The organism is Rhizobium sp. 21-4511-3d, from assembly GCF_053522545.1.
Map to the genome: position 1 here is coordinate 443,182 of NZ_JBNWCF010000001.1, position 16,061 is coordinate 459,242.

Below are 16,061 nucleotides of genomic sequence, written 5' to 3' on the forward strand. Positions count from 1 at the left end.
GTGCGGGTGTTGTGTGTTTCTCACCCGCCCTCGTGGTTCGAGACGGCCCTTGCGGGCCTCCTCACCATGAGGGCTGGACATTCGCGCTTGCGGCCCCCTCATCCGCCCTTCGGGCACCTTCTCCCCGAGGGGAGAAGGGAAGGAGACCGCATCGGCTGCTTTTCCCCTCTCCCCTCGGGGAGAGGGCTAGGGTGAGGGGGCTCCACCCTCCGAGTTATATTTTCCCCGCAAACTTGTCCGTAGCCCGGATCAGCTGATCCAGTATCCCCGGCTCCGAAAACGCATGCCCTGCGCCCTCGATCAGATGGAACTCCGCCTTCGGCCAGGCCTTGTGCAGCTGCCAGGCATATTTGGCGGGGCAGGGCATGTCGTAGCGGCCGTGGACGATGACGCCGGGGATGTCTTTCAGCTTGTGCGCATCGCGCAGCAGCTGCCCTTCATCCATCCAGCCGGCATTGACGAAGAAATGGTTCTCGATGCGGGCGAAGGCATAGGCGAACTCGGCTTCCTCGAACTTGCCGCTGGTGGATTTCTCCGGCAGCAGCGTGATCGTCTCGCCTTCCCAGATGCTCCAGGCGTGTGCGGCCTCGAGCGCCACGGCGCGGTCGGCGCCGGTCAGCCGGCGGTTATAAGCCTGCATCATCTCGTGGCGCTCTTCTGGCGGGATGGGGGCGATGAAGCGCTCCCACTTGTCCGGGAACATCTCGGAGACGCCGAACTGATAGTACCAGTCGAGCTCGGCCTTGGTCAGCGTGTAGATGCCGCGCACGATCAGTTCGGAAACCCGCTCCGGATGCTTTTCGGCATAGGCGAGCGCCAGCGTCGAGCCCCAGGAGCCGCCGAAGACCTGCCACTTTTCGACGCCCGCCATCTCGCGCAGCCGCTCGATATCGGCAACCAGATCCCAGGTCGTGTTGGCTTCGAGACTGGCATGCGGCGTGGACTTGCCGCAGCCGCGCTGGTCGAACAGCATGACGTCGTAAAGCTTGGGATCGAAGAGCCGGCGATGAACCGGCGAGAAGCCGCCGCCCGGTCCGCCATGCAGGAAGACTGCCGGCTTGGCGCCCGGCGTGCCCGAGCGCTCCCAATAGATCTTGTGGCCGTCACCGACATCGAGGTGGCCGGAGGCATAGGCCTCGATTTCGGGATAGAGCGTGCGCAACACTTCGGTCATGCCTTGAAGCCTTTCGCGGGCCATGTTTCGGTATCGTGATCGGGATGCTGGAAGGAGATGATCGCTTCCTGGCGCGAATAGAAATCAGGGTCGGTATGCACAGGCGCGTCGAAGATCTTCTCGACCCAGGGCAGGCGCGCTTCATGGTTCACCTGGATCTGCGGCTGCAGATCGCTGCGCTCGTCGAAGGTGCCGATCGCCAGCTCCAGTCCGCCGGGATGCCGGTAGGTCATCGGCGTGCCGCAATTGCTGCAGAAGCCGCGGTCGATATTGATCGACGACTGGAAATAGCTGAGCTCGCCGCGCGTCCATTCCATGCCGTCTTCAGGCGCCGTCACCAGCGCCGAGAAGAAACCGCCGAACTGCTTCTGGCACATCCGGCAATGGCAGATCGACGGGCGGCCGATCTTTCCCGAGATACGGAAGCGGATCGCGCCGCACTGGCAGCCGCCTGTTCGAATGGGTTCACTCATCTTGCTGCTCCATGGGGCCACTGAATGGTATCGTGATCGGGATGCTGGTGATTGCTGGAGGCGATCGTGTCCTCGCGCTCGCTGCTTTCGGGCTCCGGCTCGACGGGCAGGGCGTCGAGATCATGGAACCAGCGCATGCGGGTGCCCATGTTAGACTGCGCAACCGGCTTGACGGATTGCGGATCGTCGAGCGAGCCGAGCGTGATATTGATGAAATCGGCTTCCGGGATATCGTAAAAGAGCGGCGTGCCGCATTCGGCGCAGAAGCCGCGGCGCACGAGCTCGGAAGAGCTGAACCATTTCGGCTCGCCGCGCGTCAGCGCAAAATCGGCGCGCGCTACACCGGCAAGCGGCAGGAAGTAATTGCCGGCCGCTTTCTGGCACATGCGGCAATGGCAGAGATGCGGATAGCCGAGCTTGCCCGAGGCCCGGTAACGCACCGCGCCGCACTGGCAACCGCCGCTTCTATCCGCGCTCGCGCTCACGCCTTGTCCTCCGGCGGCCATACCGCGGTGTCGTGATCGGGGTGCTGGTAGGAGACGATCTCGTTGATGAACTCGGCCGCCTCGACATCGTCCTCGGTGCGGATGCCCGGGAGCGCATGCAGCCGGTCGGTAAAGGGCAGCTTCGCCTCGATGCCATACTGGATCGTCGGCGGCAGCGCCGCGGGATCATCGAAGGCACCAGCGGCGATCGCCAGCCCATCCGGCGCCTCATAGGTCAGCGGCGTACCGCAATCGCCACAGAAGCCGCGGAAGGCGAAGTTCGAGGACTTGAAACGCTTGCGCTCGCCGCGCGTCCACGCAAGCTCCGCACCGCGGACGGACACCAGCGGCGCATAGTATCCGCCAGACGCCTTCTGGCACATCCGGCAATGACAGATCGACGAATGCGTCAGCTCGCCTTCCACCCGGAAGCGAACGGCACCGCACTGGCATCCGCCGGTGTAAACAGTCATTGGACCTTCCTCCGTGATCCCGGGTCTTGCAGAAAGACCCCTCCCAACCCTCCCCACAAGGGGGAGGGCTTACCCGTAGTACCGCTTGCCGACACTGTCGGCGCGTCGGCGCAAACTGCAAGGTCCAAAGCAGGCAAGGCGGCCGCTAAGCCCCTCCCCCTTGTGGGGAGGGGTTGGGGAGGGGACTTGGTCAAGACCCGTAGGCTCACCGCTTCAACTCCCAGGTCGTCACGCGTTCTCCGGTCGCCGCATCCTTGCCGTCCTTCAGCTGCACGCCTTCGGAAAGCAGCTCATCACGCAGCTTGTCCGCCTCGGCAAAGTTCTTCGCCTTCAGCAATTCAAGCCGCGCCGCAACGCGACGGTCGATCTCAAGCGCCACGGCTTCATCGACTTCCGTCTTCTCCGGCAGCACGCCGAGCAGCGCAGCGCTTGCCGCAAACACTGCGGCATCGCCGGACTGCGCCAGCGCATGCAGCGCCTGCACCGCGGCGACCGTGTTGAGGTCGTCTGCCAGTGCTGCAAGGACCGCGGCATCCGGCGCCGCATCGCCGGCATCGGCTGCTGGCCACTTGGCGAGCAGGCGTTCTGCTTCTTCCAGCCGCTTTATCGAGAAATCGATCGGCTCGCGGTAATGCGTCATCAGCATCGCCAGACGCAGCACTTCGCCCGGCCATTTCCGGCCGCCGAATTTCTCGGTGTGCAGCAACTCGTAGATGGTGACGAAATTGCCTTCGGACTTCGACATCTTGCGGCCTTCGACCTGCAGGAAGCCGTTATGCATCCAGACATTCGCCATCACCTCGGTGCCGTGGGCGCAGCGCGACTGGGCGATCTCGTTTTCGTGGTGCGGGAAGATCAGGTCCAGCCCGCCGCCATGAATGTCGAAGACCTCGCCGACATAGCGCTGGCTCATCGCCGAGCACTCGATATGCCAGCCCGGACGGCCGCGGCCCCAGGGGCTGTCCCAGCCGGGTTCACTCTCGGAAGACAGCTTCCAGAGCACGAAATCGCCGGGGTTCTTTTTGTGCGCATCGACGGCGATGCGCGCACCCGCCTGCTGCTCATCGAGGTTGCGCTTCGAGAGCTGGCCGTAATCGGCCATCGAGCGCGTGTCGAACAGCACTTCGCCTTCGGCCTGATAGGCATGGCCGTTATCGAGCAGCTTCTCGATGATCTCGATCATCCCGGCGATGTTCTCGGTCGCCCGCGGCTGGTGCGTCGGCTCCAGGCAGCCGAGCGACTTGGCGTCATCGAGAAACTGCGTCTCGGTCTTCTCGGTGACGCGGCGGATGGCCTCGTTCAGCGGCAGGCCGGGATAGTCGCGCAGCGCCCGCGCGTTGATCTTGTCGTCGACGTCGGTGATGTTGCGCGCATAGGTGACCTTCTCTGCGCCATAGACATGGCGAAGCAGCCGGAACAGCACGTCGAAGACGATGACCGGGCGGGCATTGCCGATATGGGCGAAATCGTAAACGGTCGGGCCGCAGACATACATGCGGACATTGTCGCGATCGATCGGTTCGAAAGCCGTCTTTTCGCGCGTCAGCGTGTTGTAAAGCTTGAGTTCAGCCGGGCCGGCCATGTCATGTTCTCCCAATGCAATGATCCGAAAAATGCTGCCACCGGCGGGCCGGGGCGTTTCTCATCTTTGCGTATTTGGGAGACGAAAACGGCCAGGCCAGCGAGCGCGCTAGCGAATAATCTTCCGGCAGTTAATGCAGATAACCGTTTTCATGGCGCGTTTTATGGCGCGGGAACGGCCATCGGTCAAGTGGGGGTGAGGCCCGATGCGGCAAAGCCGCAGCAATCGATCCAGCGAATCGATTGCAGGACCGAACGCCCGAAGCGAAAGCGAAGGGCCGGGCGTCTAAGTTACGGTATTTCCATGCTATCACCACAGCCGCAACAGATGAGATCAACCCGTGCGCCGCGTCTTCCTCCTGCTCATCACCGCGATCATCCTGACGGCTGTCGCCTGCGGCGCCTATCTGGCATACGATCGCGCCATGACGCAGTTCTCTCCGCCATCCCTCGCAGACTATCCGATCCAGGGCATAGACATCAGCCATCACCAGGGCGACATCGACTGGGCGCGGCTGAAGGATCAACCGAACATCCGCTTCGCCATCATGAAGGCGACCGAAGGCGGCGATCACCGCGACCGAAAATTCGCCGAAAACTGGCAAGCGGCAAAGCAGGCCGGGATCGTCCGCGGCGCCTATCACTTCTTCACCTTCTGCCGCCCCGGCGCCGAGCAGGCCGATAACGTCATCGCCACCATACCCGCCGAAGCCGACGCCCTGCCGCTGGCGCTCGATCTCGAATTCACCGGCAATTGCGGCAAGGTGCCGACGCTGGATGAGCTCAGCGCCGAAATCGCAGCCTTCTATGCTCGGCTGAACGGCCGCTATCCCGGCCAGCCGGTCTTCTACATGAACGAGGCCTTCTTCGAGCAATATTTCAAGGGCAACGAAACCCGCTTCCCGCCCCACACCCTCTGGATCCGCAGCATCGCTCACCGCCCGGATTGCCAGAACTGGTCGCTCTGGCAATTCGCCGACGACGGCAAGGTGGAGGGGATCAAGGGTGCGGTCGATCTCAACGCGCTCTGCCCGGGAAGCGCGCTCGAGCCGTATTTCGTGCGGCCGGTGAGCTAGCCTTCCGGCGCCGGATCGATGGCGCTGACGACGCGCGCGACGATCTCGCTCATCGTCGCCTCGTCGAGCGTTTCGATATACTGGGCGGTCTTCTGCTGGATGCGCGCGGCAATGTCGAAGCTGCGGACCTGATTGCAGACGGCAACGCCCGTCGTGTCATGCCCGGAAATCGCAACAGCCAGGCCGACATCACGGGTGAAGGCGCCGCCGCTGGTGATCGGCACGGTCATGCTCACGCCGAGAGCATTGATTTCGCGCGGCGTAATGACGACGAAACGATGCCGGTTCTTCATCTCGCGCCCGGCGACGGGGTTCGGATCGATCCAATAGACATCGCCACGCTTCGGAACGTTGCTGCGGACCATCATCAGATTTCGCGGCCCACCGGATCGCCATCCTGCGCATCGGCGACTTCGGCGTTGAGTGCGCGGATTTCGTCGGCTCCCTCCAGCAATTCGCTGAGCGAGTAACGCTTCTTTGCAGGGCGTGTCGCCCGGCCGATCAATTCGCCATTGGCGACATCGAGTGACAGCTGATCGCCGACCTCGACCTGCATCATCTTCAGAACGGCAGGCGGCAGCGTGACGATCGCAGCTCCGCCCTGGCGTCTGATCTTGGTGGTAATGGACATTCGTACGCTCCCGAGAGTGCTACATATGTAGCACAATTTCGGTGGTCATCAAGGGAAGCTAGCTCACGCCGGCAGGTGGTAATCCACCAGCTTGTTTTCGCGCACGATGAACAGCTTGCCGGTTTCGGTAACGCCGGGGCCGAGGAGCGGGAGGATCGCCTTGGCGACTTCGGACGGGTGCGGCAGCGTCGCCGGGTCTTCGCCGGGGACGGCCTGGGCGCGCATCGCGGTGCGGGTGGCGCCCGGATCGACGCTGGTGATGCGCAGCGGCGTCGACTGGCTTTCGCCGGCCCAGGTGCGGGCCAGCGCCTCGACGGCGGCCTTGGAGGCGGAGTAGGGGCCCCAGAACGGGCGGCATTTGTGCGCGGCAGCCGACGAGAGAATGACGGCGCGGCCGGCTTCGGCGCGGGTCAGCAGCGGATCGACCGAGCGGATCAGCCGCCAGGTGGCGTTGACGTTGATGTTCATCACCTTCTCGAAGGTCTTCGCCTCGACATGGCCGATCGGCGAGATGACGCCGAGTACGCCGGCATTGGCGACGAGAATGTCGAGCTTGCCCCAGCGTTCGAAAATCGAGCCGCCGAGACGGTCGATGGCTTCCATGTCGGCGAGATCGAAGGGAACCAGCGTGGCGCTGCCGCCGACCGCCTTGATCGCATCATCGAGGTCTTCGAGACCGCCGACGGTGCGGGCGCAGGCGATGACGTGCGCGCCGGCCTTTGCGAGTTCGAGCGCGGTGAAATAGCCGATGCCGCGGGAAGCGCCGGTCACGAGCGCGATCTTGCCTTCAAGATTGATGTTCATACTGCCGTCCTGATGCCGCGCCGGGCTGGTCTTTGAGTTCTTTGTGGGAACGATTGAATGGTCGCTTTTGGCGAGCCGCCAACCTCGCCTCCCTCATCCCTGTGCTTGTCACAGGGATCCAGCGCGCGCAAGTCTTTGCGCGCAGGAGAGTCTTTCGTGATGCAAAAGGGAGAGGTCTGCGATTGCGGCCCCCTCATCCGCCCTTCGGGCACCTTCTCCCCGAGGGGAGAAGGGATGACTGCGGTACCCGCTTGCGCCAACATCCCCTCTCCCTTGGGGGAGAGGGCAGGGTGAGGGGGCTCCGGGTGAACACCGTCCGGCTAAACGCCCCGAAGGCAAGCCTTACCCGTTCGTTGCCAGCAGCGAGACCTTGCGGCCCATCTTCTCGCCGTCCTTGTCGAGGAGGCGGGTCGGGTAGTCGCCGGTGAAATAGTGGTCGGTGAACTGCGGGCGGGCGTCGTTGCGGTCTTCGCCGCCGACGGCGCGGTAGAGGCCGTTGATCGACAGGAATTCGAGCGAATCCGCGCCGATATACTTGCACATTGCTTCCAGGCTTTCGTACTGGTTGGCGAGCAGCTTTTCACGATCAGGCGTGTCGATGCCGTAGAAATCAGGATAGTAGATCATCGGGCTGGCGACGCGCAGGTGCACTTCCTTGGCGCCGGCATCGCGGATCATCTGCACGATCTTCAGCGATGTGGTGCCGCGCACGACGGAATCGTCGACCAGCACAACGCGCTTGCCTTCGATCATCGCCCGGTTGGCCGAATGCTTGAGCTTCACGCCGAAGGCGCGGATCTGCTGCGTCGGCTCGATGAATGTACGGCCTACATAATGGTTGCGGATGATGCCGTATTCGAACGGGATGCCGCTTTCCTGCGCATAGCCGAGAGCTGCCGGCGTGCCGCCATCGGGAACAGGAACGACGACATCGGCTTCGACGGGCGCTTCCTTGGCAAGGTTGATGCCCATGTTCTTGCGGGCAACGTAAACGCTGCGGCCGCCGACGACGGAATCGGGACGGGCGAAATAGACATATTCGAACAGGCAGAGGCGTTCCGGCTGGCCATTGCCGGCCTTGCGCGCGTCGATGGTGATCGAGCCGTCGGACTGGATTTCGCAGATGATGACTTCGCCGTTTTCGACATCGCGGATGAACTTGGCGCCGATGATGTCGAGCGCGCAGGTTTCGGATGCGAAGATCGGCTTGCCGTCGAGCTCGCCCATGACCAGCGGCCGGATGCCGGTGGGGTCGCGGGCGGCGATCAGCTTGGTGCGGGTGATTGCCACCATCGAGTAGCCGCCTTCCATCTGGCGGATGGCGTCGATGAAGCGATCGGCGGTTGACGCATAACGCGAGCGGGCGATCAGGTGGAGGACGACTTCGGTATCCGACGTCGACTGACAGATGGCGCCACCGGCGATCAGCTGGCGGCGAAGGGTCAGGCCGTTGGTGAAGTTGCCGTTGTGGGCGATGGCGATGCCGCCGACTTCAAGTTCGGCAAACAGCGGCTGAACGTTGCGCAACGCCACTTCGCCGGTCGTCGAATAGCGGTTGTGACCGATCGAGATATTGCCGGGCAGGCGGGCCAGCGTCGTCGGGTTGGTATAGTGGTCGCCGACCAGGCCCATATGGCGCTCGGAATGGAAGCGCGATCCGTCGAAGGAGACGATACCGGCGGCTTCCTGACCGCGGTGCTGCAGGGCGTGAAGCCCGAGCGCCGTCAGCGTTGCCGCATCGTCGTGGCCGAGAATACCGAAGACGCCGCACTCTTCGTGGAGCGTATCCCCATCGAGTTCGTCATTGAGCGTCAGGGAATAGGACTGGTTCATCGATGCGGGCCTTTGCTCTCACAAGAATGGATCGGCTTTCCATAGCATGACGCCGTCATCATGCGTTTTAAACGGCTGAGGCCCGGCAGAGCGGATGCCCGGCCGGACCTTTACTGTACGTCCCGCTCAAATGGCAATTGCCATCGTGCAGGTCAAGCTGTTGAACACTGTGTCAATTCGACTGCGGTTGCGCGCCGCCTGCAGGGGCGGCCGGTGCTGCATCGTCTGCCGGCGCCTGGTCTGCTGCCGGCGCATTGGCATTGCCCGTATTCTCGCCCTGCGGCTGAATTTTGTCCATCACGCTGGTGCGGATCATTTGGGCGAACTCTTCCGGCAGAACCGACTGCAGTTTCACGACCATCGAGTCGAGGAACGGCTTGGATTTGGCGTTGTTGACCCATGCCGGACGGTGATCGGCATCGACCAGCCAGTTCCAGAAGGCGACGGCCACGACCAGCAGAAGAATGCCGCGCGCGGCACCGAACAGGAAGCCGAGCGTACGGTCGAGCGCGCCGATGCGGCTGTCGATGATGAAATCGGCGATCTTCATGGTGATGAAGGAGATGACGATCAGCGCGATCAGGAAGACGACGGCGGCCGAGCCGACGATCGCGATGCGGTCGTCGTCGGTGTACTTCTTCGCGTAGGGCACCAGGTAGTGGTAGAGGTAGTAGGCTGCGGCAGCCGAACCGCCCCAGCTTGCGATCGACAGGACCTCACGGGAAAAGCCGCGGACCATCGCCAATACGGCGGAGAAGAGCACGACGCCGATGACAATACCGTCGAAAATCGTAATGGGCATATAAATTCAACTCCAGGGCTGCTGCGTTTCCGCAAGCGGGCCGCGCCTCATTCGTGTGCATCCTATATCACTACCGTTTACGGCAATGAAAGGATCAACCGTCGTCTTCCACACGTCGTAGCGCACCCTTCGATCCGGCGATGCGCGCCACCAGGTCCGGCAGGCTCTCTATCTCGTTCCAGCGTCCCCCGGTGCCCTTCGGCAGATCGGCGGTCGCTGTTGGAAGCAGCGCTGCAGAAAATCCCAGCTTCTCGGCTTCTTTGAGGCGCTGGGCGGTGTGCGCAACCGGTCGGACGGCCCCCGACAGGCTGACTTCGCCGAAATAGACGCAATCGGCCGGGAGAGCAATACCGGCAAGCGAGGAAACAAGGGCCGAAGCGACGGCCAGATCGGCTGCCGGCTCGGAGATCCGGTAGCCGCCGGCGATGTTGAGATAGACGTCGTGTTGGCCGAGCTTCACGCCGCAATGGGCTTCGAGCACGGCAAGGATCATCGAAAGCCGTGCCGAGTCCCAGCCGACGATGGCGCGCCGCGGCGTGCCGAGCGAAGTCGGCGCCACCAGCGCCTGCACTTCGACGAGGATCGGCCGCGTGCCCTCCATGCCGGCGAACACCGCCGCACCCGGGGATTTCTCGTTGCGCTCGCCGAGGAACAGCTCGGAGGGATTGGCGACTTCGCGCAGCCCCTTGTCGGACATTTCGAAGACGCCGATCTCGTCGGTCGGTCCGAAGCGGTTCTTGACGGTGCGCAGGATGCGATAGTGGTGGCCGCGGTCGCCTTCGAAATAGAGCACGGCATCGACCATGTGCTCGACGACGCGCGGACCGGCGATCTGGCCGTCCTTGGTGACGTGGCCCACGAGCACCATGGCAGCACCCGTCTGCTTGGCAAAACGGATCATCGCCTGCACGCCGGTCCTGACCTGGGTGACGGTACCCGGCGCCGATTCCGCCAGATCGCTCCACAGCGTCTGGATGGAATCGATGATGACGAGATCGGGGCGTTTTCCCTCGGCAAGCGTCGCGAGGATGTCCTCGACATTGGTTTCGGCAGCCAGCATCACGTCGGTATCGGCCGCACTCAGCCGCTGCGCGCGCAGGCGCACCTGGGCAACGGCCTCTTCGCCCGAGACATAGATGATCTTGTGGCCGCGGCGCGAGAGCGCGGCGGCGGCCTGCATCAAGAGCGTCGACTTGCCGATGCCGGGATCGCCGCCGACGAGCACGGCAGAGCCGCGCACGAAGCCGCCGCCGAGCGCCCGGTCGAGCTCGGAAATGCCGGTATGGATGCGCGGCGCTTCCTCGATCTCGCCCGAGAGCGCGGTCAGGGCAACGGGACGTCCCTTCTTCGGCGTCTTGGCCGGTCCGCCGCCGATGCCGCCCATCGGATCTTCCTCGACGATGGTGTTCCACTCGCCGCAGCCTTCGCACTTCCCGGCCCAGCGGTTATGAACCGTGCCGCAGTTCTGGCAGGTGAATTGAGTTCTGGCCTTCGCCATCAGGTTGGACTTTCGATGCTGGAGTTGGCGGCATCATCCGGTCGCGGGTGATTCGCTCTTTCATCCATATGTCGGTCCGTTCGGGCGCCGACGCAACAGGGGATAGGCACACGGCGCAAGCAGCACACGCGCATGCGACTTTAGTTTCATGATCTGCTGATTTATTGGCAAATTCTTAATGAGAGAGGGCCATTTATGACACGCGGAGACGGCATCGGCCGGCTCGCATCTACGGTGGAGATTGACTTGAGAAATACCTACCTTGCTGTTCGCGCGCTGGTGATTGCCGCGAACATCGCTTCGCCGCTCGCAATATATCCCGCAGCCGCTGCAACGCCCCCTGCAGACGGAATGCCGGCACCTTCCATTTCCAAGGCTCTGGATGCGCTTCTGCTGCCGGTCAACAAGGCCGTCGCCAAGAAGTTCAAGCTCGCCAAGGGAGAGCATGGTGTGCTGGTTCTTTCCGTCAAGCCGGGTGGTGTTGCCGACAAGCAAGGGATCAAGCCGGGCGACGTTCTCTCCGAGGTTCATGGCCATAAGGTTCATAAGCCTGTCGACGTCGATGTCGCGGTCAGACGCGACCTGAAGGCCGGTCATTCGGATATTGCGCTTTCCCTTCAGCGGGACGGTACGCCTGTGGCCGTTGCCGCCGTCATCACGATGGAATCCTACAGCGAAGCCGTCTCGGTGACCGAGGTGGCGACGTGGGAAAGCGACACGTCGGATGCCTCGTTCTCCTATTCGGAATATGTGTCCGAGGAAACGGAGACCATCGAGTCGTCCTACGAGAGCGAAGAGACCACTGTCGAGGAAGCGATGACGCAGGAAGAATCGGCGACGGACGAGGAAACCAGCGCCGATGAAGCCGACGACAGCGACGATAGCGCTGATGACGGCGACGGTGACGACGGCGGCTCCGACGAGGAGTAGCCGAATTGGGGTGGCCGCTCGCCAAGAGTGGCCGCCCGTCCATTGCGCCTGGGCGCATCAATCAAAACTAGTGATTTTCCTATCATCAGCCGCAGTGGCAGGCTGCGTTGTATATTCATAGGAACATTGCCCATGCTCGATTATTCGCTTGCCCACTGGATCACCTTCCTGACCGCCGCCGTGCTTCTGAACCTGTCGCCGGGTCCGGATATGGCGTTCATTCTCGGCCATACGATCAAGAGCGGCACGCGCGCCGGCTTTTCCGCGGTCTTCGGCGTGTGGACGGGCGCCTGCCTGCATGTGCTCTTCGCAGCCTTCGGCCTGTCGGCAGTGCTGGCCGCCTCTGCCTTCGCTTTCTCGGCGGTGAAGTGGGTGGGTGCCGCCTATCTCGTCTGGCTCGGCATCCAGGCGCTGCGCTCGGGCGGTGAGGGCGGTTTTGTCAAGGCTGCGGCAGAGACCATGAGCTGGCAGCGCATCTACCGGCAGGGCGTGCTGGTGTCGCTGCTCAATCCGAAGGTGGCGATCTTCTTTCTGGCCTTCCTGCCGCAATTCGTCGTCGAGGGTGCAGGCCCGGTCTGGCTGCAGCTTGCCGTGCACGGCCTGCTGATCGTCGTCGTCGCCGTCTTCATCGAGCCGCCGCTGATCTTGGCGGGCGGCAGGCTCGCCGAACTCGTCAAGGGCAACCGCAAGATCGGCCTTTGGCTCGATCGCGGTCTCGGCGCGCTGCTCGTTGCGCTCGGCGTTCGCCTGGCGCTGACGACGCGCTGAGACCTATTCCTCGTCGACCACGTATTTCCGCTCGTGGCGCAGCCCGATGCTCGTCAGCATCTCGTAGCCGATCGTGCCTGCGGCGCGTGCCGCATCGTCGACGAGGATATTCTTGCCGAAGAGCTCGATGTAATCGCTGGCGCGGATCAGGTTTTCGGGCAGGTCGGTGACGTCGAAGATCGTCAGGTCCATGGTGATGCGGCCGGCGACCGGAACGTGATATCCCTCGAAGAAGCCCTGACCGCCCTGCGGCAGCGCATTGCGCAGCGGCACCCCGCCGCTCGACTGGCTGCGCATGTAGCCATCGGCATAACCGGCGGCAACGATCGCCAAGCGGCTGTCGCGCGTCAGCTTCAGCGCCCGCCCGTAGCTGACGGATTCCCCGGCGCGCACCGTCTTGACCTGGATCACCCGCGCTTCGGCGGTGGCGACAGGGCGCATCGGGTTCTTCATGCCGTGGACGGCCTCGGCGCCATAGATGGCGATGCCCGGACGCGTCAGGTCGAAATGATAATTTTCGCCGAGAAACACACCGGCGGAGGCCGCAAGGCTTGATTCGATACCTTCATAGGCGGCGGTAACCCTGCGGAATGATTCAAGCTGCTGCTTGTTCATCGGCGACAGCTGGTCGTCGCCGCAGGCAAGATGGCTCATGACGAGTACAGGCGCAAAGCTTGCCGGGCGCGAGACGTCGTCGGCGAGTGCGAGTGCCTCGTCGATGTGAAGACCGAGCCGGTTGAAGCCGGTATCGACATGCAGCGCACAGGGGTAGTCGCCGTAGTCCGAAAGCACCGCCATCCAGAAGGCGAGCTGCTCTTCGGACGAAATGACCGGCACCAGATCATTCTCGAAGAAGCGCCGCTCGGTTCCGGGCCAGATGCCCGACAGCACGAAGATGCGGGCGTCGGGCGCATAGAGCCGCAGCGTCACGCCCTCGTCGACGGTCGCGACGAAAAAGTCGCGTGCGCCCGCCATATAGAGCGCCTCGCCGGAATCCTCGATCCCCATGCCATAGGCATCCGCCTTGACGACGGCCGAGGCGCGCGCCTTTCCAGAACGCCGCGCCATGTCCTGCCAGTTCTGGGCGAGGGCGGAAAGATCCACCGTCAGCCGCAGTCCCGCGGATTCAAAATGATCGTCTTCGAAGGCGTCGGAAATATCGGTCATCGCACACATCAAAAATAAAGGCCGGAGAGGAGTCTCCGGCCAGTCTAAAGCTCATGACCTGCGAGGGGAAGCCCGTCGCTGCATTGCAGCAATGCTGATCAGTGTTCTTCGTACTGCGTAAACGACGGCTCGGCGAGGTCGGCGAAGCGGGTGAACTCCGACTGGAAGGCGAGCTTGACGGTGCCGGTCGGTCCGTGGCGCTGCTTGGCGATGATGACGTCGGCCGTGCCCTTGACCTTTTCGAACAGTGCTTCCCATTCCGCATATTTCGGATCGGCGGGATCGCGCGGCTCGAGGTTCTTGACGTAATATTCCTCGCGGAACACGAAGAGCACGACGTCCGCGTCCTGCTCGATCGAGCCCGATTCACGAAGGTCGGAGAGCTGCGGGCGCTTGTCGTCGCGGCTTTCGACCTGACGCGACAGCTGCGAAAGGGCGATGATGGGAACGTTGAGTTCCTTGCCGAGCGCCTTCAGGCCGGTGGTGATCTGGGTGATTTCCTGAACGCGGTTGTCGCCCTTGCCGGCGCCGGTCATCAGCTGGATATAGTCCACCACCAGGCAATCGAGGCCGCGCTGGCGCTTCAGGCGGCGGGCGCGCGCCGAAAGCTGCGCGATCGAGATACCACCGGTCTGGTCGATATAAAGCGGCACCTTCTGCATCATCATCGAGCAGGCGACCAGCTTTTCGAAATCGGCATCGTTGATGTCGCCGCGGCGGATCTTCGAGGAGGAGACTTCCGTCTGCTCGGAGATGATACGGGTTGCGAGCTGTTCGGACGACATTTCGAGCGAGTAGAAGCCGACGACGCCGCCCTGCTTCGCCTTGAAACTTCCGTCCGCCTGCACTTCGCCTTCATAGGCGGCGGCGATGTTATAGGCGATGTTGGTGGCGAGCGAGGTCTTGCCCATACCCGGACGTCCGGCGAGCACGATCAAGTCGGAGCGCTGCAGGCCGCCCATCTTGCCGTCGAGCGAATGGATGCCGGTGGAGATGCCGGAGAGACCGCCATCACGCTCCTTGGCGACGGCAGCCATGTCGATCGCCAGCGCCACGGCGTCGTTGAACGACTGGAATCCGCCGTCGTAGCGGCCGTTTTCGGCCAGCTCGAACAGGCGGCGCTCGGTGTCTTCGATCTGCGCCTGCGGCGGCATGTCGAGCGGCGCGTCATAGGCGATGTTGACGACGTCCTCGCCGATGGTGATCAGCGCGCGGCGCAGCGCCAGATCGTAGATCGCGCGGCCATAGTCCTCGGCATTGATGATGGTGACGGCCTCGCGGGCGAGGCGGGCGAGATATTCCGACACCGTCATGTCGCCGACCTTCTCGTCGGCCTTCAGGAAGGTCTTGATCGTCACCGGATTGGCGATCTTGCCCATGCGGATGATATCGCCGGCGACCTCGAAGATCTTCCGGTGCAGCGGCTCATAGAGATGGATCGGCTTGAGGAAGTCCGACACCCGGTAATAGGCGTCGTTGTTCATCAGGATAGCACCCAGAAGCGCCTGCTCCGCTTCGATATTGTTGGGTGCTTCGCGGTAATGCTGCTCGGCAGGAGCAACGGCGGCAATCTTTCGCGCGGCGTCGTTCATCGTCATCCGTTCTGTCGTTTCTATCCCGGATTTGAAGACTGCCACCTGCAAATGCAAGTGCATGGCGGCAACAGCGCCTGCCGGTCTTCAAAATCCACTGCGCTTTGCACGTTGTTCGACTTGTCCACAGCGCTTCAAAGCCTGTGGACAAAAAATGCTATCGTGTCACCTTGGGGACACGGGCCTGGCTGCGACTCAGCCTGCATTTTTGCTGATGGCTATTTTACTCGTAAGCCATCCGAGTTAGCACTTGAAAAAATGCCAAATCTGCTTTAGATAGTAATAATATAATTAGCACACTAACGAATTGGACTGGAATCTATGGCGAATAAGCTGCTCGGCCGCGAATTGATCGAAGACATTGCTGCCTTCACCCGCAAGCTGAGAGCGACTTTCGATGCCAGGGTCAGGGAACGCAACATGACGCTGCCGCGCGCCCGGGTGTTCTTCAATCTCAACAAGAAGGACGGCATCAACCAGCGCGAGCTCGCCGACCGCCTCGAGCTCGAAACCCCGACGCTCGTGCGCATCCTCGATGCGATGGAAGGGCAGGGCTATGTCGAGCGCCGTGTCGCCGGCTCCGACCGCCGCGCCAAGGAGATCTACATGACCGATGCGGGCAGGGTGGTCGCCGCCGAAGTCGAGGGTCTTGCGGAGGAAGTACGCGGCCAGATCATCGCCGGTATTCCCGAAAGCGATCTCAGGACTACCTTGAATGTTATCCGCACGATGCAGGCGAACCTGGCGGCCGTTCGCGGACAATGAGGACGCGTG

Annotated in this window: 17 protein-coding genes; 4 read left to right on the top strand and 13 right to left on the bottom strand. The window is 62.7% G+C overall.

All coding sequences use genetic code 11. The features are described 5' to 3' along the window. Positions 1 to 214 precede the first annotated feature (214 nt). From pip to cysS, 5 genes are all read right to left on the bottom strand, one after another. Positions 215 to 1,174 carry a prolyl aminopeptidase gene (gene pip / locus ACQZ5H_RS02375; protein WP_449096635.1) on the bottom strand — a complete coding sequence of 320 codons (960 nt, stop codon included), beginning with the start codon at positions 1,172 to 1,174 and terminating at the stop codon, positions 215 to 217. Continuing rightward, positions 1,171 to 1,647: a GFA family protein gene (locus ACQZ5H_RS02380; RefSeq protein ID WP_203429183.1), complete on the bottom strand. Its 477-nt coding sequence runs from the start codon at positions 1,645 to 1,647 to the stop codon at positions 1,171 to 1,173. Before ACQZ5H_RS02380 ends, pip begins: the two co-directional genes overlap by 4 nt. Then, positions 1,644 to 2,132, bottom strand: a complete 489-nt coding sequence (locus tag ACQZ5H_RS02385; protein WP_449096636.1) for a GFA family protein — start codon at positions 2,130 to 2,132, stop codon at positions 1,644 to 1,646. Before ACQZ5H_RS02385 ends, ACQZ5H_RS02380 begins: the two co-directional genes overlap by 4 nt. Then, positions 2,129 to 2,605, bottom strand: a complete 477-nt coding sequence (locus tag ACQZ5H_RS02390; protein WP_449096637.1) for a GFA family protein — start codon at positions 2,603 to 2,605, stop codon at positions 2,129 to 2,131. Before ACQZ5H_RS02390 ends, ACQZ5H_RS02385 begins: the two co-directional genes overlap by 4 nt. A 205-nt stretch (positions 2,606 to 2,810) precedes the next feature. Next, on the bottom strand, positions 2,811 to 4,187 hold the full coding sequence (cysS, locus tag ACQZ5H_RS02395) for a cysteine--tRNA ligase (protein WP_449096638.1): 1,377 nt from the start codon (positions 4,185 to 4,187) through the stop codon (positions 2,811 to 2,813). Between the two features lie 340 nt (positions 4,188 to 4,527). On the opposite strand from cysS, the gene ACQZ5H_RS02400 reads away from it, so the two are divergent. Beyond that, entirely contained in the window at positions 4,528 to 5,262 is a 735-nt protein-coding gene (locus ACQZ5H_RS02400; protein ID WP_449096639.1) for a glycoside hydrolase family 25 protein, read from the top strand. Here ACQZ5H_RS02400 and mazF read toward each other — a convergent pair. The 6 genes from mazF to radA form a co-directional block, all read right to left on the bottom strand. Continuing rightward, entirely contained in the window at positions 5,259 to 5,630 is a 372-nt protein-coding gene (mazF, locus tag ACQZ5H_RS02405; protein ID WP_449096640.1) for a type II toxin-antitoxin system toxin MazF, read from the bottom strand. The two genes, ACQZ5H_RS02400 and mazF, sit on opposite strands and share 4 nt — an antisense overlap. Further along, the gene (gene mazE / locus ACQZ5H_RS02410; RefSeq protein ID WP_112719547.1) at positions 5,630 to 5,893 is read right to left on the bottom strand and encodes a type II toxin-antitoxin system antitoxin MazE; all 264 of its coding nucleotides are present in this window, start codon (positions 5,891 to 5,893) and stop codon (positions 5,630 to 5,632) included. Before mazE ends, mazF begins: the two co-directional genes overlap by 1 nt. Positions 5,894 to 5,956: 63 nt before the next feature. Then, the gene (locus ACQZ5H_RS02415) at positions 5,957 to 6,697 is read right to left on the bottom strand and encodes an SDR family NAD(P)-dependent oxidoreductase (RefSeq protein ID WP_199628849.1); all 741 of its coding nucleotides are present in this window, start codon (positions 6,695 to 6,697) and stop codon (positions 5,957 to 5,959) included. Positions 6,698 to 7,039: 342 nt separating this feature from the next. Continuing rightward, positions 7,040 to 8,530, bottom strand: coding sequence for an amidophosphoribosyltransferase (gene purF / locus ACQZ5H_RS02420; protein ID WP_112719545.1), 1,491 nt, complete (start codon positions 8,528 to 8,530; stop codon positions 7,040 to 7,042). Positions 8,531 to 8,702: 172 nt separating this feature from the next. Next, positions 8,703 to 9,332, bottom strand: a complete 630-nt coding sequence (locus ACQZ5H_RS02425; protein ID WP_112719544.1) for a CvpA family protein — start codon at positions 9,330 to 9,332, stop codon at positions 8,703 to 8,705. Positions 9,333 to 9,426: 94 nt separating this feature from the next. After that, positions 9,427 to 10,830 carry a DNA repair protein RadA gene (gene radA, locus ACQZ5H_RS02430; RefSeq protein WP_112719543.1) on the bottom strand — a complete coding sequence of 468 codons (1,404 nt, stop codon included), beginning with the start codon at positions 10,828 to 10,830 and terminating at the stop codon, positions 9,427 to 9,429. A gap of 246 nt (positions 10,831 to 11,076) precedes the next feature. Here radA and ACQZ5H_RS02435 point away from each other — a divergent pair, with 246 nt between their 5' ends. Both ACQZ5H_RS02435 and ACQZ5H_RS02440 read left to right on the top strand, forming a co-directional pair. Continuing rightward, on the top strand, positions 11,077 to 11,760 hold the full coding sequence (locus ACQZ5H_RS02435) for a PDZ domain-containing protein (RefSeq protein WP_449096641.1): 684 nt from the start codon (positions 11,077 to 11,079) through the stop codon (positions 11,758 to 11,760). Positions 11,761 to 11,892: 132 nt separating this feature from the next. Continuing rightward, positions 11,893 to 12,528 (top strand): LysE family translocator, encoded by a 636-nt coding sequence (locus ACQZ5H_RS02440; RefSeq protein WP_449096642.1) that lies wholly within the window; start codon positions 11,893 to 11,895, stop codon positions 12,526 to 12,528. 3 nt (positions 12,529 to 12,531) lie between these two features. On the opposite strand, the gene alr is transcribed toward ACQZ5H_RS02440, so the two are convergent. Together alr and ACQZ5H_RS02450 are read right to left on the bottom strand one after the other, a co-directional pair. After that, entirely contained in the window at positions 12,532 to 13,695 is a 1,164-nt protein-coding gene (alr, locus tag ACQZ5H_RS02445) for an alanine racemase (RefSeq protein WP_449096643.1), read from the bottom strand. A gap of 98 nt (positions 13,696 to 13,793) precedes the next feature. After that, a complete protein-coding gene (locus ACQZ5H_RS02450; protein WP_112719675.1) occupies positions 13,794 to 15,287 on the bottom strand; it encodes a replicative DNA helicase in 1,494 nt (497 codons plus the stop codon). Between the two features lie 321 nt (positions 15,288 to 15,608). Between ACQZ5H_RS02450 and ACQZ5H_RS02455 the strand changes: the two genes are divergently transcribed. Further along, complete coding sequence (locus ACQZ5H_RS02455) at positions 15,609 to 16,052, top strand: MarR family winged helix-turn-helix transcriptional regulator (RefSeq protein ID WP_449096644.1); 444 nt, start codon at positions 15,609 to 15,611, stop codon at positions 16,050 to 16,052. Positions 16,053 to 16,061 lie beyond the last annotated feature (9 nt).